The sequence below is a fragment of the Streptomyces sp. NPDC047042 genome, assembly GCF_040644035.1.
Lineage (GTDB): Bacteria > Actinomycetota > Actinomycetes > Streptomycetales > Streptomycetaceae > Streptomyces.
Genome location: NZ_JBEYVP010000001.1, coordinates 219,843 through 243,520, shown reverse-complemented (window position 1 = coordinate 243,520; position 23,678 = coordinate 219,843). Strand labels below are relative to the sequence as shown.

The window sequence follows — 23,678 nt, the reverse complement described above, 5'->3', positions numbered from 1 at the left end:
GCAGCTGACGAAGCGCCACCGCGAAGAACTCACGGCCAACGGGTTGTCGGTATTGCGCGGCGCTGACCTGCAGGAATTCGAGAGTGACAACATGTCACTCTCGCTGGGATGTTATCCACAGGCCCGTCGTAGCCTCACTGTCTACTCCCGCCGAGCGGTCCTGAACGTCGCCATGCTCCTGCGCGACAGCGACATCGCCCGCCAGGTACGCACCTACCTGCTCGACATGGAGTACCTGGCACGCGTACAACCTGCCGAAGCCCCCGTCGCCCCCGACACATCCTCCCTCAACGCCCGCATCGACCAGCGCATCACCCACGTCCTCGGCAAAACCGTCGTCCCTATGTTCAACGCGCTGATCGAAACCTCGGGCGATCACCGCAAGGAGCTGACCGCCCTGCGGGCCGGAGTCCAACGCATCGAACGACGGCTCCACCAGCACCACGCCCGCCTGCAACGGCTCGAAGGGACGCGAGACGACCGGCCGGCCGTCGGCGTCATGGCAGCCATGGACGCCATGAACGGCCGCACGTTCGAGCACCACATCGCCAAACTGCTGCGCCGCGACGGCTGTACCAACGTCGTCGTGCAGGGCGGTCACGGAGACCGTGGCGTCGACATCATCGCGCTCACCGCCGACGGGCGGCGCCTCGTCGTCCAGTGCAAGAGGTTCGCGCCCTACCTCAACATCACCAGCCCCGACGTCCAGAAGTTCGTGGGGTCCGCCAAGGTGCTTTACCGCGCGGAAGTCGCGCTCTACGTGGCGACGTGCCCCTTCACGCCTGAGGCGCTGAGCATCGCCTCCGAGGCCGGGATCACCGCCGTGCACCGTGGGGTGCTGGAGGAGTGGAGTGCGGGCGAACCACTCAAGGTCCTGGAGTAGGCGCGGCCTTCAGCGCAGTTCCTTCGGTGGGGTCCGGGCGCTGTCGACCTTCTCCACCCGCACCAGTTCCCCCCACACGATGTACCGGTATTCCGACGTGAACACCGGCGTGCAGGTCGTCAGCGTGATGTAGCGGCCCGGCTTGCGCTTGCCCGACTCCTTCGGGACCGCCGACAGCACCTGGACGTTGTATTTCGAGGTCTCCGGGAGGATGTCGTAGACCTTGTAGACGTACCAGTCGTCCTTCGTCTCGAAGACGATCGGGTCGCCCTTCTTCAGCTTGTCGATGTTGTGGAACTTGGCGCCATGGCCGTCCCGGTGCGCCGCCAGCGTGAAATTGCCCTGCTTCGCCTCGGGGAGCGCCGACTTGATCGGGTCCACGTAGTACCCGGCGACCCCGTCGTTCAGGACCTTCGACGACGTGCCCTTCTTGACCAGGACCTCGCCGTTCTTCATCGCCGGGACGTGCAGGAAGCCGATGCCGTCCTTGGTGTCCAGCGTGCCCGGACCCGTGTCCGTGTCGCCGTCGGCCCAGTGGTCGCGCACCTGGTCACCCTGCTTGTTCGCCTCACGGTCCGCGACGACGTTCGTCCACCAGAGCGAGTACGCGACGAACAGCCCCAGCACCAGACCCGCCGTGATGAGAAGTTCCCCGAACAGGCTCACCGCGGCGGCCAGTTTGCCGCCCGTGCGCCGCGGCCGGGCCTGCGACGGGGAAACCGGGGCGCCGGCGGTCTGCTCGTCGTGGTCCGTCGTCGCTGCCACTCTTCATCTGCCCTAACTGCTACTGCGCGAGCCCGCCGCCATCGCCGCCACTACAGCAACGCATCCGGCTTGCCCTTGCTGCGCGGCCGTTCCTCGACCATCTTGCCCCACACGATCATCCGGTACTTGCTCGTGAACTCGGGCGTACACGTCGTGAGAGTGATGTACCGGCCGGGCTTGGTGAACCCCGAACCGTTCGGAATCGGGTTCAGCACGCTCGTGTTGCTCGGCGACGTGACCGGCAGGATCGACTCCATCTTGTAGACGTAGTACTTGTCCTGCGTCTCCACGACGATCGCGTCGCCCTTCTTCAGCCGGTTGATGTACCGGAACGGCTCGCCGTGCGTGTTGCGATGGCCCGCGAGCCCGAAGTTGCCGGTCGCCGCCGACGGCATCGCCGTGGTGAGGCCACCCTCCGCGTAGTGGCCGACCATGCCCCGGTCCAGCACCTTTTTCTTGCTGGTGCCCTCCGCTATCGGCACCACCACGTCCAGCTTGGGGATGTCGAGAATGGCGAAACCCTGCCCCGGCTCGAACACCCCCGGCGCACGCTTCCCGCTCGCCCAGTCGTCCTGGAGGCTGCTCGCCTCGCTCCCGGCCTGCGCGTGGGCACGTACGTTCGTCCACCACAGCTGATAGGTCACGAACAGCAGCATCAGCACGCCGGTCGTGATGAACACTTCGCCGATCGCACGGCTCGCCATCACCGCCATGCCCGGCTTCTGCGCCCGTGCGGCCTGCCGCGCCGCCATCCGCGAAAGAGGCGCTCCGGCCGCCGCGGACTCGGCGGGCGCGTCCTCCGATGCCTCCTGCGGGCCCCCAGGACGGCCATGGCGGGCCTTGGCGGCCTTCCGGCGCGCCGCACGCCCCCCGACCACCGAGGCGCCCTCAGAGGCGCCTGTGGCCCCTGTGACGGCCGAGGCCGCGGAAGTCGAGCCCTCATCGCCTATTCGCGGCGCCTCGGGACGCAGATCGGGCGGCAGATCCTTCAGCCGGAGCGCCACCGTCTCCTCGTCGATGGGCGGAAGGACAACGGTGGGCGGTGCGGGAGCGGCCACGGGCGCCGGGGCCGTAGGAGCCGCGGCGGCCGAAGGCTCCGCAGGCGCCGTGGGAGGCACATACGGCGCCTGCTCCTCGTACACCCCCACCTGCCAGTCCTGCGCGTACCCCCGCGACTCGTACCCGGACTCGGGGCCCGGGTCCCGGTGCTCCGCCGCCCCCCGCTCAGCCGAGGCGTCGTACGGGCGCGCGTGACTGCGCCGGCTGCGCCGCCCGCGCGCGCGGACCGGCGGCGGATCGTTCCGCTGCCCGGGGAGCGGGTCGCTCAGCGGGTCCGCCAGGCCGTCCACCGCCGCCTCGAACGCGCCGGGCACCTCGTACGGCTGCTGCTGCCCGTACGAGGTTGCCTGGTCGCCGGTGTCTCCGTACGCGGAGCCGGACTCGCGCTCGGGGCGCAGGGCGGTCACGCCGTGGCCCTGCCCACCACCGGGGCGAGCCCGGACGACCTCGCCACGGCACCCGGGTCGCCGCACTCCGCCAGCCAGTTGGCCAGCATCAGGTGGCCGTGCTCCGTCAGCACCGACTCGGGGTGGAACTGCACACCCTCGACCGGCAGCTCACGGTGTCTCAGGCCCATGATGATGCCGTCGTGCGTACGCGCGGTCACCTCGAGCTCGGCCGGGACCGTCTCCGGCTCCGCCGCGAGGGAGTGGTAGCGGGTCGCCGTGAAAGGGCTCGGCAGGCCGGCGAACACACCCCTGCCGCCGTGCTCCACGAGGGACGTCTTGCCGTGCAGCAGCTCGGGCGCACGATTCACCACACCGCCGTACGCCACCTGCATCGACTGCATGCCCAGGCAGACCCCGAACACCGGCACCCCGGTGGCCGCGCAGTGGCGGACCATCTCGATGCAGACGCCGGCCTCCTCGGGCGTACCCGGGCCCGGCGACAGCAGCACACCGTCGAAGCCGTCCTGCGCGTGCGCCGTCGACACCTCGTCGTTGCGCAGCACCTCGCACTCCGCACCCAGCTGGTACAGGTACTGGACCAGGTTGAAGACGAAGCTGTCGTAGTTGTCGACAACGAGAATCCGGGCGCTCACTGGTCGTTCACCGTCACATCGTTGAAGGGGAGAAGAGGCTCGGCCCACGGGAAGACGTACTGGAAGAGCACGTAGACAACCGCCAGCGCCAGCACGAGGGAAAGCAACGCCTTCACCCACGCGTTCCCTGGCAGATGCCGCCAGATCCAGCCGTACATGCCGTCCCTTCCGTCGCCCACGGCACCCGACTCGCGGCACCGGACTCACGCCGTACCTCACCAGATTAACGGCGCAACGCCGCGGGTTTCCCGGCCTCCACAGGCTGTGTGGAATCCAGGTGCGCCCAGACGATCAGCCGATGACTGTGTCCCCACTCCGGATCGCACGTGGTCAGGGTCAGATAACGGCCCGAACGCGTGTACCCGCTCTTACGTGGCACAGGATCGATCACCTCAATGTCCGTGGGCACGGTTTTGTAAGGCCCTTTGTCGATCCGATACGTGAACCACGTCGTCCCGTCCGTCAGCACCACCGCGTCCCCCCGGCGCAGCCTCGGGAAGTCCTTGAACGGATCGCCGTACGTGCGACGGTGGCCGGCGACCGAGAAGTTGCCCTCCTGGCCGAGCCGCGCGGTGGTCGCGTAGTGACCGAGGCCCTTCTTCAGGGTGCTCGTCCTCGTGCCTTCGAGCACGGGCTTGTTCCACGTGAAACCAAGCCGCGGGATGTACATGATCGCGAAGGGCTTGCCCGAGGTGTAGGGCCCGGGGGGCTTCGGGCCGCTCGGGCCGGTGGGGCTGCTCGGGCTCGTGGTGCTCGCCGGGGTGGCCGGTGTCGACGGCGGCCCCTGCGACACCGCGTCGCCGCCCTTGGACCACTGTTCCTGTAACTGGTGGATCTGGTCGTCCATGACGCTGTCGGCCTTCACGCCCGTCCAGAACAGCACGTACACGACGAAAAGCACGATCACCGTGCCCACGGTGACGCACAGCTCGCTGACCGTCCTGATGATCACGCGCCCCGACACAGGCCCCCCAGCGGTGAGCTACCGGCTGCTTCAGCAGCTGTCCCAGCTACTCCACAGGCTTCGCGTAGTGCAGGTCCACTGTGCCCGAGTAGCCGGGCAGAGTCACCGTCCCGTCCTCGTCGACCTGCCAACCGAGCCCGTAGACATAGACGTACACCATGTAGTTCTGGATCGCCTTGGACGCCGTGAGCGAGCTCCTCAGCTTCTCCGGGTCACCGATAGCCGTGATCTTGTACGGGGGCGAGTAGACGCGTCCCTGCAGAATCAGGGTGTTGCCCACACAGCGGACCGCGCTGGTGGAGATCAGTCGCTGGTCCATGACCTTGATGCCCTTGGCCCCGCCCTGCCACAGCGCGTTCACCACGGCCTGCAGATCCTGCTGGTGGATGACCAGATAGTCGGGCTGCGGCTCCGGATAGCCAGGGAGCTTCGCGGTGGCGTTCGGCGGAGCGTCGTTGAGAGTGACCGTGAGGGCCTCGCCCTTGAGCTTCTGGGTGCCCGCGGCCTTCTCCAGCGCCGCCAGCCTGGCGTCCTCGGCCACGGTGCTGCCGTCGTCGCGCTCGGCGAGCGCCTCGACGTCGTCGCGCAGGGTCGCGTTGGACTCGTCGAGCCGGCCGTTCTTGTGACTGCGCTCCTGAATGAGGTCCGAGAGCTTCAGCAAGGAGGAGTCCGTGCGGATGTTCGTGCCCTTGGCCGTGTCGAAACTCGTGAAGAAGATCAGCCCCGCGAGGGCGAAGACCCCCGCGGTGAGCACCCGCACCGGGCGGAAACGGCGGTTACGGGACGGACTGGAATCCGTCCCGGGAGAGTCGGCAGAATTGCTCAACGTACCCTTATCTCCTTCGGCGCCGCGGAAGCACTACGCTAACGGACGCCCGGGGGAGTGCTGAGTGTCCCCTTGTACGCTGCTCCGGAGCCCCAATCAGTTCCCTGCGCGGCCACGCAGCGCATCGACAGGAGAGACCCTCGTGCCGAAGTCACGTATCCGCAAGAAGGCCGACTACACGCCGCCGCCCGCCAAGCAGGCGACAGCCATCAAGCTGAACAGCCGCGGCTGGGTCGCACCGGTCATGCTGGCCATGTTCCTCATCGGCCTGGCCTGGATCGTCCTCTTCTATGTGACCGACGGCACGCTGCCGATCGACTCACTGGACAACTGGAACATCGTCGTGGGCTTCGGCTTCATCGCCGCGGGGTTCGGTGTCTCGACTCAGTGGAAGTAGGGCTTTGCCCAGGGCTTTCCGCTGAGTTATCCACAGCCGTGGTTGATTTTCCACACCCCACCTGGGGAAAAGACGACGATCTGTGGATAACTCATCGAGCGTTGACACCGGTACGACTGACACACTGGCAATCGCAAGCCTGTTCGCCCCCTGTCTGACCTGGGAAAACTCCGGTCGGTGACAGGGGGCACAGTTGTTCTCGCACACTGTGCACAGGCGGCGCCACGGACTGTGGACAACAGGCACTCAGTGACAGGTCACGCGGGGTCAGGGGAACCTGGTGATCGTGGGGGCGGCTAGATGAGCTGGCCCGTGCGGATCAGGGTCATGACGACCACCGCCACCAAAACCACGCCGCACACGCCGTACTGGACCAGGGCCCGGCGCTCACGCGGGGCGTGGACCATGGCGTAGCCGATGACGACTCCGCCGACCAGTCCGCCGATGTGGGCCTGCCAGGCGATGTTGCTCATCCCGAAGGTGAAGATGAGGTTGATCACCAGCAGGGCGATGATCGGACGCATGTCGTAGTTCAGGCGGCGCATCAGCACGGCGGTCGCGCCGAAGAGGCCGAAGATGGCACCGGATGCGCCGAGCGAGGGCTGGAGCGGGGACTCGAGCAGATACGTCAGTGCGCTGCCCGCGAGTCCGGAGACCAGGTAGAGCGTGAGGTAGCGGGCGCGGCCGAGGGCTGCTTCCAGAGGGCCGCCGATCCACCACAGGCTGAGCATGTTGAAGATGATGTGCATGGGGCTGGCGTGCAGGAACATCGACGTCAGCAGCCGGTACCACTGCCCCTCCGCGACGCCCTCCATCGAGCCCAGACTCGGTACGAAGGCGCTGCCGATGAGTTGGAAACGGTCCGTGAACTCGTCTCCGAGCGACATCTGGAGCAAGTAGAGGGCGACGTTGAGGCCGATGAGGATCTTGGTGAGAAGCCGCGGGTCGGCCGTGATGGTGCCGCCGGCGAGGGTGCGGGGGGTGGTGGCGTCCGGCGCGTGTCCTGTGCCGGAGCCGTTGCGCACGCATTCCGGGCACTGGAAGCCGACGGAGGCGCTGACCATGCACTCGGGGCAGATCGGGCGTTCGCAGCGGGTGCAGCGGATGCCTGTCTCGCGGTCCGGGTGTCGGTAGCAGGTGGGCAGGGCCTGGGCGTCCTGCGGGCCCTGTGGGCTGCCTGGCGCCTGATCCATGAGATCCCCTAAGTCGGTCAAATCCGTCGTCTTGTGCAATGCAACGCACCGCCCCGCCCATCCTTACGGATGAGCGGGGCGTTTGGTTCCCTGCGGAAGGGCTACCGGGCTCAGCTCTCGCGGGTCTCAGACCTTGCTGGTCTCAGGCCTGGCTGGTCTCAGGCCTGGCGGGTCTCGACGACGACCGACTCGATGACGACGTCGTTGACCGGGCGGTCGGTGCGCGGGTTGGTCGCGGTGGTCGCGATGGCGTCCACGAGCTTCTGGCTGGCCGCGTCGGTGACCTCACCGAAGATGGTGTGCTTGCGGGTCAGCCAGGCAGTCGGCGAGACGGTGATGAAGAACTGCGAACCGTTGGTGCCCGGGCCGGCGTTGGCCATGGCCAGCAGGTACGGCTTGTCGAAGCGGAGGTCCGGGTGGAACTCGTCCTCGAACTGGTAGCCGGGGCCACCGGTGCCGTTGCCGAGGGGGTCACCGCCCTGGATCATGAAGCCGCTGATCACCCGGTGGAAGATTGTGCCGTCGTAGAGCTTGTCGGTGGACTTCTCACCCGTCTCCGGGTTGGTCCACTCACGCTCGCCGGTGGCGAGTTCGACGAAGTTACGGACCGTCTTGGGCGCGTGGTTCGGCAGGAGCCGGATTTCGATGTCGCCTTGGTTGGTCTTCAGGGTGGCGTAAAGCTGCTCGGCCACGGTCTGCCTTCCGTTGTCCTCTTGTGACGCCCCGATCCTCGCACGGTCCACGAACGTCCGTCGCCCGACGCCCTCCTCCGAGGGAAATCCGGCGCTTTCGCTTGCGCGCGGCCGCTCCCAGGAAACCGGTCGAGTGGGTACGGGACGGGGGCGCGAGGCGACGATCCGTGGCATTGTCGACCACAAGCTCCCCTTGCCCTGTTTGCAGCGCTATTACATGTGATCGTCATCCGCTGTCTCATGTGCTCGGTTCGGTGCCCTCGGTTTCGCGTGACCGGCCCGTCCATGACCCGGATGCCCGCCCGCGCATGCCTCGCGGCGTATTGCGGGGCATGATCCGTAAAAGGGTGGAGAGTCGAATACCGTACGCCACCGAGGAGGAGGAGATCCCGTGACCCGCATTGAAAGCGTGCGCGCCGCTACCGGCTCGGCGAAGGACAGCGTCCTGCACGCCGCGGACGTGGTGGCGCCCTACGCCGACACGGCCAAGGACAAGGCCACTCTGTACGCACACGAGGCACGCGTACGGCTTGCGCCCAGGGTGTCCCAGGCTGCGGAACAGGCCCGTGTCCAGTACGGCGCGCATCTCGCGCCGCGGTTGGAGCAGGCCCGTACGCATGTGCCGCCGAAGGTCGACCATGCCGCCCATGAAGCCGCCGTCCGTACCGCCAAGGCCGCCCGGCAGGCCGCCGAGTACACCGCTCCGCGTGTGGAGCGGGCGGTCGCGGCGGCCGGTCCCGTACGAGAGGAGGCGGCGGCTCGCGGTGCCGCCGCGCTGGCCGCGCTGCGGGGTCAGGTCACTCCGCAGGAGATCAGGAAACTGGCCCGTAAGCACCAGCGGCGGGCGCGGGCGGGCCGGCTCGCCAAGGGGCTGGCCGCGCTGGGCATCCTGGCGGGTGGCGCCTTCGCCGCCTGGAAGTGGTGGGACAAGCAGGCCAACCCCGACTGGCTGGTCGAGCCGCCTGCGGCGACCGAGGTCCCGGAGACGGGCCGTCTGACGTCGGTGGACGGCACCGGCCAGTCGGTTCTGGACCCGGAGGTCCAGGCGAAGGAGGCCGAGTCCGAGTCGGCGGATGACGACGAGAACCGCCGCTGACGGTTTGTGTGTGGTGGTTCGTGCGCGGTGTCACCTGTGATGCCTGCGTGTGATGCCGCCGTGGGGCGGGAGGCCTGAGCGCTTCCCGCCCCACAGCCATGTTTCACGTGAAACATGGCACCGCGACGATGTCCGCGCGTCTCGAGCGGTGTTTCACGTGAAACACCTCAGGCGACGGCCAGCCGCGGGCTCACCCTGAGGCTGCCGCCCAGCCCCTTCAGCGCCGGGGCCTGGCGAATGCCGTGGTGGGCGGGCCTGTTCCGGTCGGCAGCGAAGACGAACAGGCGCAGGACCAGGAAGCGTCCCATGCCGGCGAGGCCGGAGGCACTGAGGTAGACGATCTGCTCGGTCAGCATGCCGGGCGAGGGCTGGACCAGGTGCAGCACCAGCATCGCGAGGCAGGTGACGACGTAGGCGGCGGTGGCCGAGCCTGCCGACTGCCAGTGCTGGCGCCATCCGGCGCGCTGGCCGGCGCCGAAGGTGAAGCGGGCGTGGAGTTCGGTGCACAGGATGGTCGAGGCGACCGTGATCAGCGCGTTCGCCAGCGCCCAGGGCATCGTCACGGCGAGCAGCGCGACGGCTCCACTGGAAAGGAGCCCGACGCCACCGCCGCACAGCACGAATCGCGCGAAGGAGGAGAGCGGTCCGGGAGCGGCAGCGGCGCCGGCTGTCGCCGTCACTCCGGCCGTCACTCCGGCCGCCTCTGCGGACAGCGCCGCGCCGGTCGTCCTCGGGTTCGACGGGAGCAGCGACTTCACGGCGGTTTCCTTCCGGGCGGCGGGCTGTGAACCTCTGTGGATCACGGGGATCGGCTGGGTCCAACGATGCCGTCGTGGGCTCGGGGAAACGATGACGTGTACTCCCGGAACGGGGGTGTAGCCAGCCCTACCTTCGGGGTCCGGGAGGCGCTACGGACCGGACGGGGGAGTTGGCCGTATGTGATCGGTGCCCGCGCCCGCTGTTCCGGCGCGCCCATAGCCTTCTACGTGCTCGTAGAAGCACTGGTAGAAGCACTCGGTCGCGGATCAGGAACGCGGATCGGTGACGCGGAACATGAAGGAGTGGACGCCACGATGGTGTTCAAAAGGCTGCTCGGATCGCTCGGTGTGGGCGGACCCACGGTGGACACGGTCCTGGACCCTGGCCCGGTCCGCCCCGGGGGCACATTGTCCGGGCAGGTCCATCTCCGGGGCGGCGGGGCCGACTTCGACGTCGAACAGATCACGCTGGAGCTGGTGGCCAGGGTCGAGGCCGAGCACGCGGAGGGCGAGAGCGAGGGTGCCGTCGCCTTCGAGCGGTTCGTCGTCGGGGGCGGTTTCCGGCTGGCCGAGGGTGAGCAGCTCAGCGTCTCGTTCGGCGTGGTCCTGCCGTGGGAGACGCCGATCACCGAGTTGTACGGGCAGGGTCTGGGCATCGTCCTCGGTCTGCGCACGGAGTTGTCGGTCGCGGGCGCCCGTGACAAGGGCGACCTCGACCCGCTGGCCGTGGCCCCGCTGCCCGTACAGGAGGCGATTCTGGAGGCCCTCGGCCAACTCGGCTTCGGTTTCAGGTCCGCCGATCTGGAGTACGGGCGCATCGGCGGCACCGGCCAGCGGCTCCCCTTCTACCAGGAGCTCGAGCTCACCCCGGCCCCGCAGTACGCGCACGCGGTCAACGAGATCGAGCTGACCTTCCTGGCCACGGCGTCCGGCATGGAAGTGATCCTGGAGGCCGACAAGCGCACCCCGTACGGCGCGTACAGCGACCACGGCGGCCTCGGCGGCTCTCACACCTCTCACGGCGACGACCCGCTGGCCCGCTTCACCGTCTCCCACGAGGTCGCCGCCCACCAGGACTGGACCGCACTGGTCGACGGCTGGGTCCGGGAACTGGTCGAGCACCGGCGGGACGCATACGGGCAGTACGGGCTTCAGGGGCACCAGTACGGGCAGCATGGTTCGTCGGGGCCGGGCATGGGGACGGTCGTCGCGGCGGGCGCGGCCGGGCTGGCTGTCGGTGTCGTCGGCGGGATGGTGGCGGCCGAAGTCGTCGACGAGGTGGGCGACTTCTTCGAGGGGGACGACGAGGGAGAAGAGGAAGAGGGCTAGCGGGAGGGCGACGGGCAACGCCAGCACGGCGATGTGCGCCGCCCTGGTCGTTGCGGCCGACGGCACGATCGACCCGGCGGAGCGGCAGCGCGTGGCCCACCTCATCGCGACGAACGAGGGGCTGCGGAACTTCCCCTCCGACGATCTGCGCCGCCGGTTCGACGAGAACATCGGCAAGGTGAGCGTGCTTTAGAAGGTCGCCATCATCGGCGGCGCCCCTCACGGCCACGCCCCTCCGCACCTCGGAGGGGCGTGGCCGTGCGCGTTCCGGCCGGGTTGACCGAAAACAGCGCATCTCACAGGAAGCCGTACGGCACTACGGCCCGGACCGAGGTGCCCTGATTCCTGTCCTCGACCTCCTCTCGAGCCTCACCGCCACCGCAGGGCCCAACGCCACCCTCGCCACCTGCCAGGGCCGGCGTCGTGGATCAGGCCTGGCACAACACGCGCCGTGAGCACGGGCGCACTCGGGTGCCGACCCTTGCAAAAAATGCCCTCCGGACTGCGTTTCCGCAGTTCAGAGGGCATTTCGGGGGTGGAGCCTAGGGGAGTCGAACCCCTGACATCTGCCATGCAAAGACAGCGCTCTACCAACTGAGCTAAGGCCCCGAAAGGGAGGCGTCCGCCCAGAACAACCAGGTACTGGTGGGCGCCGCAGACCAGAGTACCGGTTCATCCCCGGTATCTCGCAAAAGGATTGGGGTCCCCGTGGACGACCACTCTCCGTAAGATGCTCGACGTGGTTCGCGACAGCGAACCGCGGTATTTGGGGAAGCGATGGGGAGACGCAATGGATGCCGCACAGCAGGAAGCAACCGCAAGAGCGCGGGAGCTTCAGCGGAACTGGTACGGGGAGCCGCTGGGGGCGCTCTTCCGTAAGCTCATCGACGATCTTGGTCTCAACCAGGCTCGTCTCGCGGGGGTACTGGGTCTGTCCGCGCCGATGCTGTCACAGCTGATGAGTGGCCAGCGGGCCAAGATCGGCAATCCGGCAGTGGTGCAGCGTGTGCAGTTGCTGCAGGATCTGGCCGGCCAGGTCGCGGACGGCAGCGTCAGCGCCGCCGAGGCGACCGAGCGGATGGATGAGATCAAGAAGTCGCAGGGGGGGTCGGTGCTCAGCAACACCGCGCAGTCGACGACGAGTTCGGGGGCGCCCACGGTCAAGCGTGTGGTCCGCGAGATCCAGTCACTGCTGCGCTCGGTGGCTGCCGCCGGGGACATCATCGAGGCGGCTGACACTCTCGCCCCGAGCCACCCGGAACTGGCAGAGTTCCTCCGGGTGTACGGCGCGGGCCGCACGTCCGACGCCGTGACGCACTACCAGTCCCACCAGAGCTGAGCCGCCGGCCCGGCCGCCGACCGGGGGTTCGGCGGCCGGGCTACGGCTCAGCACACAGGGGGGCGGGGGAGACGGAGAACACCTGGGGGAAAACAGGTACGGAGACAGGTTCTGGAGGAGCGGGGTGACAGGGGGCTCCGGAGCGGGGTAGGAGGAGCCGTACCACCCGCCGGTCCGGAACCGACCGAGCGGGGATCCGAAGGGGGATCGACGCAGAGCCATGGGTGAGGTCTTCGCCGGCCGGTACGAACTGGCCGACCCGATCGGGCGCGGGGGAGTCGGCGCCGTCTGGCGCGCCTGGGACCACCGACGCCGCCGGTACGTGGCCGCCAAGGTCCTGCAGCAGAGCGACGCCCACTCACTGCTGCGCTTCGTGCGCGAACAGGCGCTGCGGATCGACCACCCGCATGTCCTCGCCCCGGCCAGCTGGGCCGCCGACGACGACAAGGTCCTGTTCACCATGGATCTGGTCGCCGGGGGCTCGCTCGTCCATCTGATCGCCGACTACGGCCCGCTGCCGCCCACGTTCGTCTGCACCCTGCTCGACCAGCTCCTCTCGGGCCTGGCCGCCGTGCACGCGGAGGGTGTCGTCCACCGGGACATCAAGCCCGCCAACGTGCTGCTCGAGGCGACCGGCACGGGCCGCCCGCGGCTGCGGCTGTCCGACTTCGGTATCGCCATGCGGCTGGGCGAGCCCCGGCTGACGGAGACCGACTACGTGGTGGGCACGCCCGGTTACTTCGCCCCCGAGCAAATGCTGGGCGCGGACCCGGACTTCCCGTCCGACCTGTTCGCCGTGGGCCTGGTCGCCCTGTATCTCCTGGAGGGCGCCAAGCCGGACTCCAAGGCCCTGATCGAGTACTTCGTGGAACACGGCACGCCCAGCGCGCCGCAGGGCATACCGGAGCCGCTGTGGCAGGTCGTGGCCACGCTGCTGCAGCCGGACCCGCAGGCACGGTTCCGCACCGCCACAGGCGCGCGCAAGGCCCTCGCCCAGGCCGCCGAACTGTTGCCCGAGCCGGGCCCGGACGACGAGCTGATCGAGATCTTCGACCAACTCGGCCCCCTGCCGGGAGGCTTCGCCCCCACCGGCCCCCTCAAACAGTCCCCCGACGTGACCACGAGCGGCTCGCGCGCCGGCACGGCGACGGGCACGGGAGCAGCGGGCGGACCGGCCTCGGGCGCGGGAAGCGGCGAGCCGGACGGCATGCACACCGGCTCACACCACGGCTCACACTCGGACTCGCACACGGGCACACACACCGGCCCGGGATCGGTCCGCCGTTACGACCCGTACCGCGAACCGAACTCGGACGGCACGCCCACCGGGCCCGCGACCGGCGGTACGCACACGGGGCCGGGGCCCAGTCCGATGCCGGGTTCGGCGCCGGGGCCGTGGCCCGGTCGGACACCGGGGCCCGTGCCCGGCCCTCCGCCGCCTCCAGGAAACGTTTCCCCACCGCCCGTACCAGGCCCGGGGGCCGTACCCTCCATACCCTCCATACCCTCCAGACCCGCCAAGGCCCCCGAGCCCGCAAACTCCGGCTCCGCCACCGACCAACCGTGGCAGCCTGCCGGCGCCACCCCGACGGGGCCCGGAGCCGACTCAGCGGCGAGCCGCCCCGCCCCGCAGTCCGCCCAGCGCAACGGCATCCCGCCCCGCCCGGACACCGCGCCGCCGCGCCCCACTCACCCGCCGGCGGCGGTCCCGCCCCAGCCGTCCGGCATGTCGGACACGGGCAGCTTCCATCTGCCCCCTCCCCAGGTCACCGGCGCCGCCACTCCCCCCGCGGCCGTCCCGCTCCCGGCGCCCGCCGCGCCCCACGTACCCCCGCCCTACGAAGTACCGTCCTTCGCGGCCCAGCCGTTCGAGCCCACACCGGCGCTGGCCCTCCGGCCCCACCCAGCCCATACGGCCCACACGCACCGGACCGCCACCCAGGCGCCGACCCAGACGCAGACCCCGACCGCGACCCCCACTCCGAGGCTGCCGCAGGACACGTACGCCTCCTCCTCGTACGCCGAACGGTCGCCGCAGGTCCAGCAGTCCCCCCAGGCGGTGCCGCAGCGCCGCGCCCGGCGTCGGCGGCAGCGTCGTCCCGGGCCGTCCGCGAAGGTGGCGATACCGGTCCTGTTCCTTGCCCTGGCCTGCTACGCCGTGGGTTTCTGGGCCCTGTTCCGGATCTGAACTACACGCGCCAGGACCGGCGCCGGGCGATCACCGTCCACAGCCCGAGCCCCAGCACCAGCAGGCTCCCCGTGCCGATCCCGCTCACCGCGACCACCCGCATCGCGGGGTCACCATCCCCGCCGCTCCCCCCGCCGTGGCCGGCGGCGACGCCCTGGTCCTCCCCCGTGACGTCCGCCCACCCGGCGGCCGCCTCCCGGTCCCGGTCCGTGACCGCGAACGTGTCCCGGGGCACGGACTGCCCCAGGTACGCGGGCGCGTCCTGCGCCGCGCCGGTCACCTGCACCCTCAGCGTCAGCCCGTACGGCCCCGGGCCGAATCGTTCCGTCATCTGCTCGCCGAGATGGACGACCAGGTAGTACGAGCCGGCGAACCGCATTCCGCTCACGCGGTCGCCGGAGCCGTAGCGGTTGGCGTACGCGACCGGTGGCAGCGGATCGAGGGCGGCCGAGGTCTGGCGGCCGTCGTAGAGGAGGCTCTCGTCGTCGACGTACCCGCGCGCGGGGTTGTAGAGCGACATGACGAGCGCGGAGCTGACGTGCCGGCCGCCACCGCCGGCATCGACGCCGGAACTGCCCAGTTCGGCGACCGCGTACAGCTGTTGCCCCCAGTCGACCGGCACCCGGTAGAACAGCGTCCGGCCGGGCGTGATGTCGTCCCGCCAGACTCCCTTGCCCACCGGGGTGGCCGTGGCGAAGCCCGCGCCTCCCGGGCGGCGGACCGCGTCGCCGGTGAGCGGGTCGGGCGAGGCGGAGCCCCAGGCCTCGTCGGACCCGGGGGACTCGGGCGCCACTGTCGAACTCTTGTTCACGAGGCTGGGCTCCGACACATACGTCAGCTCGAGGTCCCAGTCGTCGGACGACGAGCCCGGCGAGTCGATGCGCTCCACGACGACGTAGTACGTACCCGCGCTCTGGCAGGCCGTCGTCTCGCCGTCGGTCACCCGGGACGCCCAGGCGGCGACGGGGTGCGGGCTGCGGGACGGCCCGAAGCGCGTGCTGTCGTAGGAGCAGGAACGGGCGTCGGTGTCCTGCACGGACACCTTGACGCCGTCGGTCGAGGCCACCGTCGCGCCCTGCCGGGGGACGGCGGTGGCGGAGACGTACGCGTTCGACGTGGCGTCCAGTGCCAGGCGGAAGTACAGCTGTCCGTTGACGGGGAGGGTGCTGCGGTAGACGCCGCCGGGCTCCAGGCCCGCGGCGTCCGTGGTGCTCGCGGCCCCCTCGACGGTGCGGGCGCCGTCGGCGAAGTCGTAGGCGTACGGATCCGGCGCGGCGACCGCCTCGAAGCCGGATCCCGGGCCCGCGCCCGCACCCACCACCGCGCACAGCACCGCCGCCACGACCGCGCCCCGTACCGTGCGCCGCCCCATCACGCGCCCCCCTCGTCCTGTTCGCCGCCCCGGCCGTCCGCGAGGCCCTGCCAGGCCGGGCACGATCTGTGCCCGGACCGCCGCCTCATCCTGCCCCGCCGACCGCCCCGCCACCGCACAATTCGCACGACCGCCCGAAACAGGCGCCCCTGAGGCACCCCGATTTGCCCCAGCAAGGTTTTCCTTCACGCCGGTGAACCACGCCGTCGCGGACAACACAAAACCCCGACCGCGTCGGCGGCCGGGGTCTGTTCACAGACTGCTGTCGATACTCAGGAACCCGTGGGCACGGAGTCGGTCGCCTCCGTCCACAGATCCTGCTCGGCGCGATCCGCCTGGATCTGGCGGTACACGAGGAGCCCGCCGATGGCGGCCAGTGCGACCAGGAGAAGCTTCTTCACCGTGCGACCTCGTCTTTCCTTGACGTAGGGGACCTCTGGCGCCCGACTATACCCTCCGGCCGAGACCGATCGGTGACCTACGCCGGTCGCCAACTCCCGCCGGGAGCAACGCAGTAGAAGTGGACGACACCGCTCCGATCGGAGGGTGATCACATCTCCACGTTCAGTGATTTTTCGCCACAAATCCTCTCTTCTGCTCCCAGGGTTCCCCTTTTCTGCTCCATTGCACCCATCCGAGTGGTGTTCATCAGAAGATCGACGCGCCATGGGCGTTGGTCCACCACTTACCGGCCGCCATACACATCATGAGGAAAGTACGCAAATCGCCCAACCCGAAAGTGAGGGGCCATGGCCCAGAACAAGGTCATGAAGCTGTGGAACGTCGTCGTCACCGCCTTCCTGGCGCTGTGCACGGCCCTCGGCCTGATCACGACGACCGCCAACACGGCGGTAGCCGAGAGCCGGCCGGCGCGCAACTGCACCGCATCCCCGGCGCTGCCACCGACAGCCGACTGGGCCTGGTCCTACGCCCGGTCCCTGCCCCCCACGATGAAGCAGCGCATCGGAGCCGAGGCCCACGGCTCCTCCCCGAGCTGCCGCCACCGCTCACCCGCGGACACGGACGCGGACACGGAAGCCGCCCCGGAGACCGACACGGACGCGGAGAGAGCGCCCCAGCCGCTCTCCTGACCCTCCGGCGCCACCCCGCACCCCTTCCCCCTGACCCTGCAGCGCCTCCCCTCCCCCGTAGCGGCGAACTTGCGTACAAAGCCACAAGGAGAAGCACCAGGACAGACGAAAGACCCCCAACCATCACTGGCTGGGGGCCTTTTCACTGTGGGGCTAACAGGATTTGAACCTGTGGCCTCATCCTTATCAGGTCGATCATGGGGGGCCGTCGACGTCGGCCAAGTACTCCTGCACATCGGCCGATCGTCCGCTGAGGTCCGGTGTCGGTCGCCGTTGTCCGCGCCTGTTGGTGTCAGCCACTGATGTCAGCCCACCCTCCCGGCCTTGACGAAACCGGGCTCTGTCCCTCCAAGACAAGGGTGCACGCCATGGACGTAAACGAGCACCTGCGAGGACACCAGGCAAGTTGGACGCTTCACTGATGATTGCTTAATTGGAGAGAGATCCGTACGGCTGTAGCTACACGGGGGACCGTCTTGGCTGGCCAGTCAGGTCAAAGCGGAGGTATTGTAGTAGACAGATTGTCTCCGGCTAGGGCCCTGATCAGGGCTTTTCTAGTAACTACCGTAGACAGAGGGGGTTTGGCCCCGGCGCCAACCAGGACCAAACCCCTTGCCTTAGCGAGTCCGGTCGAGCTGAAACCGACCGGACTCGCTGCGTTCACAGCTCATCACGTGTCGCCTCCGACCGGCTGCCTGTCGGGTCAGGAAAACCAACCCGCTCGCTCGACGATCGTGAACACCAGTGCCACAGCCGCCAAGCCAACCTGCCACTTCTCTGGGCCGGTCCACCTGCGTCGGCGCGCCTTAGGGCTCTCGTTCATCTAGCCACATCCTTCTGCTCTCCAGACCGACCCGCCATGGGCCGGAGACGGTGAACTCGTCTCCCCCAAAGAGCAGTTCCAATGAGAGCTTCGCGATGTAGCTGCGCTCATCTTACCGGTCACCTTTGACAACATCGGAAGTCACGTCATTTCCGCAGGTCAGGCGCATAGAAGTAAGTGGCGATACGTCAGGAACGGGTGCAACCTAGCTCGCTTTAACGAGGCTGAGTCGCGGCAACTTGACCAGGATCGATCTGTTTGCGGGCGAGGGCGGTTTCACGTGAAACATCCCAGCAGGATCCAACCGCGCCGCAACTCACCACTCACCCCAAGCTTCCATCCCGTCCGCCGTCGACCCACACACCGTGGAGCGGGCGTGGTTCAGGGCGTCAAGGTGGAGCGCGCCACTGTACGAACGACCTTGACGCCCTGGGCCTCGTCTGCTCGGCTCTGCCTGGGTCGATGGTGGTCGGGATGGAAGCTCCCCACGTACACCACTACGGACCGGCACTCGCGAACGGCGCCCCGTCCATCCCAGAGTCTGAGCGCCCCCGCCGGAGGCTCTCTCTGACCGCAACCTCGTTCAGGCCCGTCCGAGGACAACCTCTTTCCCGTCCACGCGCAGCCTGTGGGGTCCGGCCGGCCTCAGCCGTGGCGCACCTGCTTTTTGATCACAAAACGTCTTGCCGGGTACATGGCGGATCATGCGTACCTGTTGCGGGGTCATGCTGTGCCTGGTCTGGGGCCTGGTGCTGCCGGGTCGTGGTGGGGTGGGTGTCAGGCTCGGTCCCGGTGCATCGGCCTATGGCGGGGTCGGTGTGTGAAACGGGGAGCACCCTGGGGCAACGATGGTGGCGCGGGGCCGTGGCCGGGGCGGCGCGGGCCGAAGGCAGGAGCGGAGCCCCGAGCCACGAGTCCCCGCGCTGGCCCGCAGTGCGGGCCGGTGGGGTGTGCGTCCTCGTGGCGGCGACGACCGGAAAGCCGGTGGGCCAACGCGACCGGGAGGCCGAAAGCCGAGGGCACCCGAACCCCTTCGAGTCCCGTCGAACCGTGGGCCGAAAGCCGGGGCTAAGGCGGTAACCCCTGAGGCTGGTGAAGCGAGAGAGAGCCGAGCTTCCCCGTGGTGGCGTGTTGGTGTGTTCTGTTCCATCCCAAGTGCGCCACGGCTGAGGCCGGCCGGACCCCACAGGCTGAGCTGTCCCTCACGGCCTCCCTCCGCCCGCATGGGCGGAGGGCTTGATGAGGTAGAGAAACCTGTAACAGGTCTCCTAGGCTGCGGCGCTTCGCTCGGCCAGATCGCGCAGCGAATCCGGGACGCGAGGTTCGGACAGTTGGATCAGGTCACGGATGACCTCGCGAGCCAGATGGTGATCGTGGATCTGTTCGGGCGTCAGAGCCTCGGCTGCCAAGAGTGCGGCTGTGGCCTCACCGACGTGTCGCCGCTGCGCGTGTGCTCGCGCCACGTCAAGCAGGAAACGCGCCTGCCGCTCAGGGGATAGGCCTGATGGGACAACCTGCTGGGCCACTTCCAGGGCAAGGCCGGCGTCTCCCAACTCCACTGCCGTACTCACAGCGTGGATCTCGACGTTCGTCGGCCCGAACTCCGTATCGAAGTCGTTCCGGTCCTCGCCCAACCGTGCCGCGATCTCTCGCGCCCGGTCAATGTGCGCATGGGTCTGCCCGCGATTGCCTTCCCTCGCGTTGATCACTGAAAGAACCAGGTTCATGGCACCCAGGAGGGACAGTTCTTCCGGTGGGCATGCGGGTGCTGCTGCTCTCGGCTCCATGACGGCTACAGCGGATTTCGCTGCCTGCTCGGCCTGCTCCATGTGTTGCTGTCGCATGAAGGCGTGTGCCATGCGAAACAAACTTGCGACAACTTCCAGTGGTTGACCTGCAAGTTCGGCCGCCTGTAGGGCTCGGTCAGCCGCGATCCATGCCGCATCCGCCTGGTCCTGCCGAGTGAAGCTCGCTGCGGCCACCTGATACGCCTTGGCTAGCAGCGAGTGAAGTTCTGCCCGCTCGCCGGCCGGTGCATGGCGTACTGCGGCTTCGATGCGCGGGAGTAGCTTCGCGAGATGATCGCTCATCGCTGCGTACCGCGATGCGTGTGCAAGCGCCCATGCCTCGTCAACGTCCCGCCGGAAATCGGAAAGCGATGGAGTCGGCTCGGCTGGTGGCTGGTCGAAGAGGCTGCCCAGTGCTGGGTGACCGGTGAGGGCTACGCGAAGACCGTCAAGGTCATTGCTCGGTGGCAGATCCGGCGGTTCGGCTTCCTCCGCTGGGACAGCAGCATCGGGCCGTAGTTCCTGTACGGACACATTGAGAGCGTCGGCAAGAGCTTGAAGGACCGACAGTCGCTCGACGGGCTGCACGCCTCTTTCCACCTGCGATACCCAGCTTTCGGAGCGTCGCATAGCCGTGGCGAGATCGCTCTGCGCCATGCCGGCAGCGCGTCGCAGCTCCTTGACCCTTCGACCCATGGCCTTGGAGTCGGAAGCTGTCACTTCTCGACTCCGGTTGGGTACTTGCCGGCGTACGGCTGGAGGCGATCGACCTCGGTCCTCTCGACGTACTTGGCCCGTTCGGTCAGGAAGTGGCGTGTGTGCGGCTGGCGCTCGTGCTCCTCGAACGCGTCTCGATCGGCGTACAGCTCGAAGAAGATCCGCTCGTTGGGGGCGCCTTCGACCTCGTGGCACGCGTAGATGAGTGTTCCCGGCTCATGCGCCCGGATTCCTGCAGTCGTCTCTTGCATCAGTGTGTCGAACGCTTCGCCTGCGCCATCCCGCAGAGTGAAGCGAACAAAAAGCCCATAGTTGGCCATTTCATCCTCCTTCTCATCGCGTCCAGTCTCGCAGACCCAGAGTTCTGCTACTAGTCGCAGTTTTTCTGTTTACTCGCAGTTTCTCTGTGGGTATGGTCGTAGTGAAGCTGCTACCCGGAGTGTTTGGGTGGCTCAACTGCCATACATAGGAGACGCGTTCATGCCGTCCTTCAAGATCGACCTTTCGACCGCCATCGTGATCGTGGCGACCGCCCCTGAGGCGAAGATCGTCGACAAGCGCACGGGTGAGCGGGCCGTGGACCGGGATTCCGGTGCGGGCCTGTCCACGGTGGGCCTGGTCATCTCCGACGAGGGTGAGGGCAACCTCTACAAGGTCACCGTCCCGGAGACCGGTTACCCCGAGGGTCTCCAGCCGGGCACGATCGTGCGGGTGACCGGGCTCAAGGCCCGTGACTGGGAGAACGAGTTCAACGGCCAGAAGCGTCACGGGATCTCGTTCCGCGCCATCGCGATCACGGCGGTGGCCTGACCATGACGGATCTGGTGACCTGGCTGGAGGTCGGGAGTGCCGCCGCTGGTGCGGGTGGGCTCGGCTACGCGAAGGTCCGCGCTCCTCGCGTGTACTGGTCGCTGGTCGGCCTGCCGGCCACCTGGTCCCGGTTCACCTGGACCTACCGGTCCACGATGGATGTGTGCGGTCTGACCGTGCAACCGTCGCGGATGCGGGCGTTCGTGACGCGCAACGTCGCTCGTCGCGAGGTGCGTCCGGTTCCGCCGAAGGTTCGCCGGGTCTTTCCGACGTCGACCGGGCTGCGGATCACCCTCCGTCTCCCCGCCGGCCTGGAGCCTGCCGACGTCACGGCGTCCTCGGAGCGGTTGCGGCACGCGTGGGGCGGTCGCTCGATGACCGTGCTGGAGACCAAGCCGGGCTATGTCGAACTGCGGATGACCGGGTGGGACGTCCTCAAGCGGGTCAAGCTGCCGCGCAAGGCGCAACCGAAGGACATGGTCGTTCCGGTCGCGCTGCGGGAGGACGGCACAGTCTTCGTTCGGGACTACCGCAAGGTCCCGCACGCCTTGACCCTGGGCGCGACGCTGTCGGGCAAGTCCATGTATCAGCGCAACCTGATCAAGGGGCTGGCCATGCTGCCGGTGGGCCTGATCGGGATCGACTGCAAGCGCGGGGTCGAACAGGGCGCTTACGCGCCCCGTCTGTCGGCCCTGGTCACCACCACCGAAACGGCCGGCCACCTGATCGATGCCCTCGTCAATGAGATGGAACAGCGCTTTGACCTGCTCGCCGATCACGGTGTCACCGACCTGTGGGGCCTGCCCGACAAGGTACGGCCGGTGCCGCTGGTCGTCCTCGTCGACGAGATCGCAGAACTGTTCCTCGTGGCCTCCAAGAAGGAAGAGCAGGCCCGTGACCACACGGTCATGCAACTGATCCGAGTCGGTCAGATGGCCCGTGCGGTCGGCATCTACCTGGAGATCTGCGGGCAGCGCTTCGGCTCCGACCTCGGCAAGGGCGCCACTGCCCTGCGTGCTCAGCTCACCGGCCGCGTGGTCCACCGCGTCAACGACAAGCAGACGGCAGAGATGGGCTTGGGCGACATCGCCCCGGACGCCGTGGTTGCCGTGACCGCGATCGCTCCGGATCGTCCCGGCGTGGCCGTGGCCGGCGACACCTCCGGCGGCTGGTCCCGCATCCGCACCCCGCAGACCACCCCCGACGAAGCAACCGCCGTATGCCGGGAGTTCGCCCACCTCACCCCGGATCTCCCGTTCCTGGCCCCGTTCCGACCGACCGTGCGCCCCGTGCCGATGCCGGCCGACGTCCCGCCGCTGATCGTGCCGCGCCCGGTCACCGACTAACACCCCCTGGCTCCACCCCGGTTGGCGTGACCGCGTCGCGCCAGCTCCCTACCCCCGCCATGCCGAAAACCCGGAAGGAGCACCACCGTGGCCGCACGCAAGACCACCGCCCCGAAGCCTCCGCCGAAGGAGTGCGCGCCGTGCAAGGGCACCGGAGAGGTCTCCCGCACGGTCCGCGTCGGCCGCAAACAGCGCAACGTCGGCCAACAGGCCGGTATCTGCCTTGCCTGCTTCGGCACCGGCGAAGCCACCGACTGAACCCCCGCCGGGCCGGGCGGCCGGACCTCGTTCCCCGCCCCGCCCCGGCCCACATCCCGCAAAGGAGGTGAAGACTCGTGACCCGATCGATCCGCCCGGACGCCGTACTTGTACAGGCCGTGATCGCCGGTGCGCTGTCCTTCGCCCACCTGCACGACCTCGCCGCCGCTGCCGGGCAATCCGGTTGGAAGGCCTGGGCCTACCCGATCAGCGTCGATCTGCTGCTCGTGGCGGCATGGCGCCGGCTGCGCTCGGACGGTCCGTCCCGGCTGGCCTGGTGCTGGTTCCTGATCGCCCTGGTCGCCTCGCTCGGCGCCAACGTCGCCACCGCCGGCTTTCTCGACCTCCAACACCCCCCGGCCTGGCTCCGCTTCGGCATCGCCGGATGGCCCGCACTCGCCTTCCTCGGCGGAACCCTCCTCGCCCACTCACCGACCACCGACCACACACCCCCACCTGACCCCGAGCCGCTGCCCGCACCCGTGGCCGTGCCCGTGGTCGACCGCCCCTCGGCACCCGAGACGGCACCGGCGATCGCCGAACCGGTGCCCGCCCCGGCCTTGCCCGCCCCGGTTGCGGTGCCTCCGGCGCTGGTCGACCACGCACGGAAGGTCGCCGCCGACCACCGCACCCGCACCGGTGCCGACATCGACCCCGACACCCTGCGCGCCCGCCTCGGCGTCCCCGCCCTCATGGCGGACGCGATCGCCGCCCAACTCACCTGACAGACAAGGAGATCCACACCATGGCGCGACCGAACCGCTTCTACGACGTGATCCGTATCGGCCCCGTCCGGGTCGGCACGTTCAACAACGGACGCGGCCAGACCAAGCACACCGCCGCCTGCACCTCGCCCTCCTGCGGTTTCTCCACCGAGCACAACGACCGCTCGGCTGCCGAACTCGCCGCCCGCACCCACCGCTGCACGCCCTGACCCCGGAAG

25 protein-coding genes, 1 tRNA gene and 1 pseudogene are annotated in these 23,678 nt (G+C 68.6%); 13 read left to right on the top strand and 14 right to left on the bottom strand.

The window, feature by feature from the left end:
- Positions 1-91: 91 nt before the first annotated feature.
- Entirely contained in the window at positions 92-883 is a 792-nt protein-coding gene (locus ABZ855_RS01245; protein WP_360798958.1) for a restriction endonuclease, read from the top strand.
- Between the two features lie 9 nt (positions 884-892).
- On the opposite strand, the gene ABZ855_RS01240 is transcribed toward ABZ855_RS01245, so the two are convergent.
- From ABZ855_RS01240 to ABZ855_RS01215, 6 genes are read right to left on the bottom strand one after another with little or no spacing between them, the layout of a single operon-like run.
- Positions 893-1,648, bottom strand: coding sequence for a class E sortase (locus ABZ855_RS01240; RefSeq protein WP_360798955.1), 756 nt, complete (start codon positions 1,646-1,648; stop codon positions 893-895).
- A 50-nt stretch (positions 1,649-1,698) separates the two neighbouring features.
- A complete protein-coding gene (locus tag ABZ855_RS01235) occupies positions 1,699-3,114 on the bottom strand; it encodes a class E sortase (RefSeq protein ID WP_360798952.1) in 1,416 nt (471 codons plus the stop codon).
- Positions 3,111-3,749 (bottom strand): aminodeoxychorismate/anthranilate synthase component II, encoded by a 639-nt coding sequence (locus ABZ855_RS01230; protein WP_360798949.1) that lies wholly within the window; start codon positions 3,747-3,749, stop codon positions 3,111-3,113. The genes ABZ855_RS01235 and ABZ855_RS01230 overlap by 4 nt, the downstream gene beginning before the upstream one ends.
- Positions 3,746-3,928 carry a hypothetical protein gene (locus tag ABZ855_RS01225; protein WP_198539328.1) on the bottom strand — a complete coding sequence of 61 codons (183 nt, stop codon included), beginning with the start codon at positions 3,926-3,928 and terminating at the stop codon, positions 3,746-3,748. The genes ABZ855_RS01230 and ABZ855_RS01225 overlap by 4 nt, the downstream gene beginning before the upstream one ends.
- Before the next feature lie 44 nt (positions 3,929-3,972).
- Complete coding sequence (locus ABZ855_RS01220; protein WP_360798946.1) at positions 3,973-4,713, bottom strand: class E sortase; 741 nt, start codon at positions 4,711-4,713, stop codon at positions 3,973-3,975.
- Positions 4,714-4,759: 46 nt separating this feature from the next.
- Positions 4,760-5,539, bottom strand: a complete 780-nt coding sequence (locus tag ABZ855_RS01215) for a DUF881 domain-containing protein (protein ID WP_360798943.1) — start codon at positions 5,537-5,539, stop codon at positions 4,760-4,762.
- A 142-nt stretch (positions 5,540-5,681) separates the two neighbouring features.
- Between ABZ855_RS01215 and crgA the strand changes: the two genes are divergently transcribed.
- The gene (gene crgA, locus ABZ855_RS01210) at positions 5,682-5,936 is read left to right on the top strand and encodes a cell division protein CrgA (RefSeq protein ID WP_006383246.1); all 255 of its coding nucleotides are present in this window, start codon (positions 5,682-5,684) and stop codon (positions 5,934-5,936) included.
- 296 nt (positions 5,937-6,232) lie between these two features.
- Here crgA and ABZ855_RS01205 read toward each other — a convergent pair whose 3' ends face one another.
- Both ABZ855_RS01205 and ABZ855_RS01200 read right to left on the bottom strand, forming a co-directional pair.
- The gene (locus ABZ855_RS01205) at positions 6,233-7,129 is read right to left on the bottom strand and encodes a rhomboid family intramembrane serine protease (protein WP_360798939.1); all 897 of its coding nucleotides are present in this window, start codon (positions 7,127-7,129) and stop codon (positions 6,233-6,235) included.
- 158 nt (positions 7,130-7,287) lie between these two features.
- Entirely contained in the window at positions 7,288-7,821 is a 534-nt protein-coding gene (locus ABZ855_RS01200; protein WP_319206135.1) for a peptidylprolyl isomerase, read from the bottom strand.
- A 391-nt stretch (positions 7,822-8,212) separates the two neighbouring features.
- On the opposite strand from ABZ855_RS01200, the gene ABZ855_RS01195 reads away from it, so the two are divergent.
- Positions 8,213-8,917 carry a DUF5324 family protein gene (locus ABZ855_RS01195; protein ID WP_360798936.1) on the top strand — a complete coding sequence of 235 codons (705 nt, stop codon included), beginning with the start codon at positions 8,213-8,215 and terminating at the stop codon, positions 8,915-8,917.
- Between the two features lie 167 nt (positions 8,918-9,084).
- On the opposite strand, the gene ABZ855_RS01190 is transcribed toward ABZ855_RS01195, so the two are convergent.
- The gene (locus ABZ855_RS01190) at positions 9,085-9,609 is read right to left on the bottom strand and encodes a GtrA family protein (protein WP_360799262.1); all 525 of its coding nucleotides are present in this window, start codon (positions 9,607-9,609) and stop codon (positions 9,085-9,087) included.
- Positions 9,610-9,990: 381 nt separating this feature from the next.
- On the opposite strand from ABZ855_RS01190, the gene ABZ855_RS01185 reads away from it, so the two are divergent.
- Complete coding sequence (locus tag ABZ855_RS01185; RefSeq protein ID WP_360798933.1) at positions 9,991-11,004, top strand: sporulation protein; 1,014 nt, start codon at positions 9,991-9,993, stop codon at positions 11,002-11,004.
- A 16-nt stretch (positions 11,005-11,020) separates the two neighbouring features.
- A pseudogene (locus ABZ855_RS01180) lies at positions 11,021-11,176 on the top strand (TerB family tellurite resistance protein); the annotation flags it as partial.
- Positions 11,177-11,540: 364 nt separating this feature from the next.
- On the opposite strand, the gene ABZ855_RS01175 reads toward ABZ855_RS01180, so the two are convergent.
- Positions 11,541-11,613: transfer RNA gene (locus tag ABZ855_RS01175), tRNA-Ala, on the bottom strand.
- Positions 11,614-11,794: 181 nt separating this feature from the next.
- On the opposite strand from ABZ855_RS01175, the gene ABZ855_RS01170 reads away from it, so the two are divergent.
- Positions 11,795-12,343 carry a DNA-binding protein gene (locus ABZ855_RS01170; protein ID WP_360798930.1) on the top strand — a complete coding sequence of 183 codons (549 nt, stop codon included), beginning with the start codon at positions 11,795-11,797 and terminating at the stop codon, positions 12,341-12,343.
- A gap of 220 nt (positions 12,344-12,563) precedes the next feature.
- Entirely contained in the window at positions 12,564-14,531 is a 1,968-nt protein-coding gene (locus ABZ855_RS01165) for a protein kinase (RefSeq protein ID WP_360798927.1), read from the top strand.
- A 1-nt stretch (position 14,532) separates the two neighbouring features.
- Here ABZ855_RS01165 and ABZ855_RS01160 read toward each other — a convergent pair whose 3' ends face one another.
- Together ABZ855_RS01160 and ABZ855_RS01155 are read right to left on the bottom strand one after the other, a co-directional pair.
- Positions 14,533-15,903 carry a hypothetical protein gene (locus ABZ855_RS01160; protein WP_360798924.1) on the bottom strand — a complete coding sequence of 457 codons (1,371 nt, stop codon included), beginning with the start codon at positions 15,901-15,903 and terminating at the stop codon, positions 14,533-14,535.
- Positions 15,904-16,175: 272 nt separating this feature from the next.
- Positions 16,176-16,304: a DLW-39 family protein gene (locus tag ABZ855_RS01155; protein WP_003999697.1), complete on the bottom strand. Its 129-nt coding sequence runs from the start codon at positions 16,302-16,304 to the stop codon at positions 16,176-16,178.
- 348 nt (positions 16,305-16,652) lie between these two features.
- On the opposite strand from ABZ855_RS01155, the gene ABZ855_RS01150 reads away from it, so the two are divergent.
- Positions 16,653-16,994 carry a DUF6344 domain-containing protein gene (locus ABZ855_RS01150; protein WP_360798919.1) on the top strand — a complete coding sequence of 114 codons (342 nt, stop codon included), beginning with the start codon at positions 16,653-16,655 and terminating at the stop codon, positions 16,992-16,994.
- A 2,091-nt stretch (positions 16,995-19,085) separates the two neighbouring features.
- On the opposite strand, the gene ABZ855_RS01145 is transcribed toward ABZ855_RS01150, so the two are convergent.
- Both ABZ855_RS01145 and ABZ855_RS01140 read right to left on the bottom strand, forming a co-directional pair.
- Positions 19,086-20,324: a helix-turn-helix domain-containing protein gene (locus ABZ855_RS01145; protein WP_360798916.1), complete on the bottom strand. Its 1,239-nt coding sequence runs from the start codon at positions 20,322-20,324 to the stop codon at positions 19,086-19,088.
- Positions 20,321-20,641, bottom strand: a complete 321-nt coding sequence (locus ABZ855_RS01140) for an antibiotic biosynthesis monooxygenase (RefSeq protein ID WP_360798913.1) — start codon at positions 20,639-20,641, stop codon at positions 20,321-20,323. Before ABZ855_RS01140 ends, ABZ855_RS01145 begins: the two co-directional genes overlap by 4 nt.
- A gap of 160 nt (positions 20,642-20,801) precedes the next feature.
- Here ABZ855_RS01140 and ABZ855_RS01135 point away from each other — a divergent pair, with 160 nt between their 5' ends.
- The 5 genes from ABZ855_RS01135 (at position 20,802) to ABZ855_RS01115 (ending at position 23,669) form a co-directional block, all read left to right on the top strand.
- Entirely contained in the window at positions 20,802-21,131 is a 330-nt protein-coding gene (locus tag ABZ855_RS01135; RefSeq protein ID WP_360798910.1) for a hypothetical protein, read from the top strand.
- A gap of 2 nt (positions 21,132-21,133) precedes the next feature.
- Positions 21,134-22,477 carry an FtsK/SpoIIIE domain-containing protein gene (locus ABZ855_RS01130; RefSeq protein WP_360798907.1) on the top strand — a complete coding sequence of 448 codons (1,344 nt, stop codon included), beginning with the start codon at positions 21,134-21,136 and terminating at the stop codon, positions 22,475-22,477.
- 87 nt (positions 22,478-22,564) lie between these two features.
- Complete coding sequence (locus ABZ855_RS01125; protein ID WP_360798904.1) at positions 22,565-22,735, top strand: hypothetical protein; 171 nt, start codon at positions 22,565-22,567, stop codon at positions 22,733-22,735.
- 77 nt (positions 22,736-22,812) lie between these two features.
- Positions 22,813-23,460 (top strand): DUF2637 domain-containing protein, encoded by a 648-nt coding sequence (locus ABZ855_RS01120; protein ID WP_360798901.1) that lies wholly within the window; start codon positions 22,813-22,815, stop codon positions 23,458-23,460.
- A gap of 20 nt (positions 23,461-23,480) precedes the next feature.
- Complete coding sequence (locus ABZ855_RS01115; RefSeq protein WP_360798898.1) at positions 23,481-23,669, top strand: mobile element transfer protein; 189 nt, start codon at positions 23,481-23,483, stop codon at positions 23,667-23,669.
- Positions 23,670-23,678: the final 9 nt, after the last annotated feature.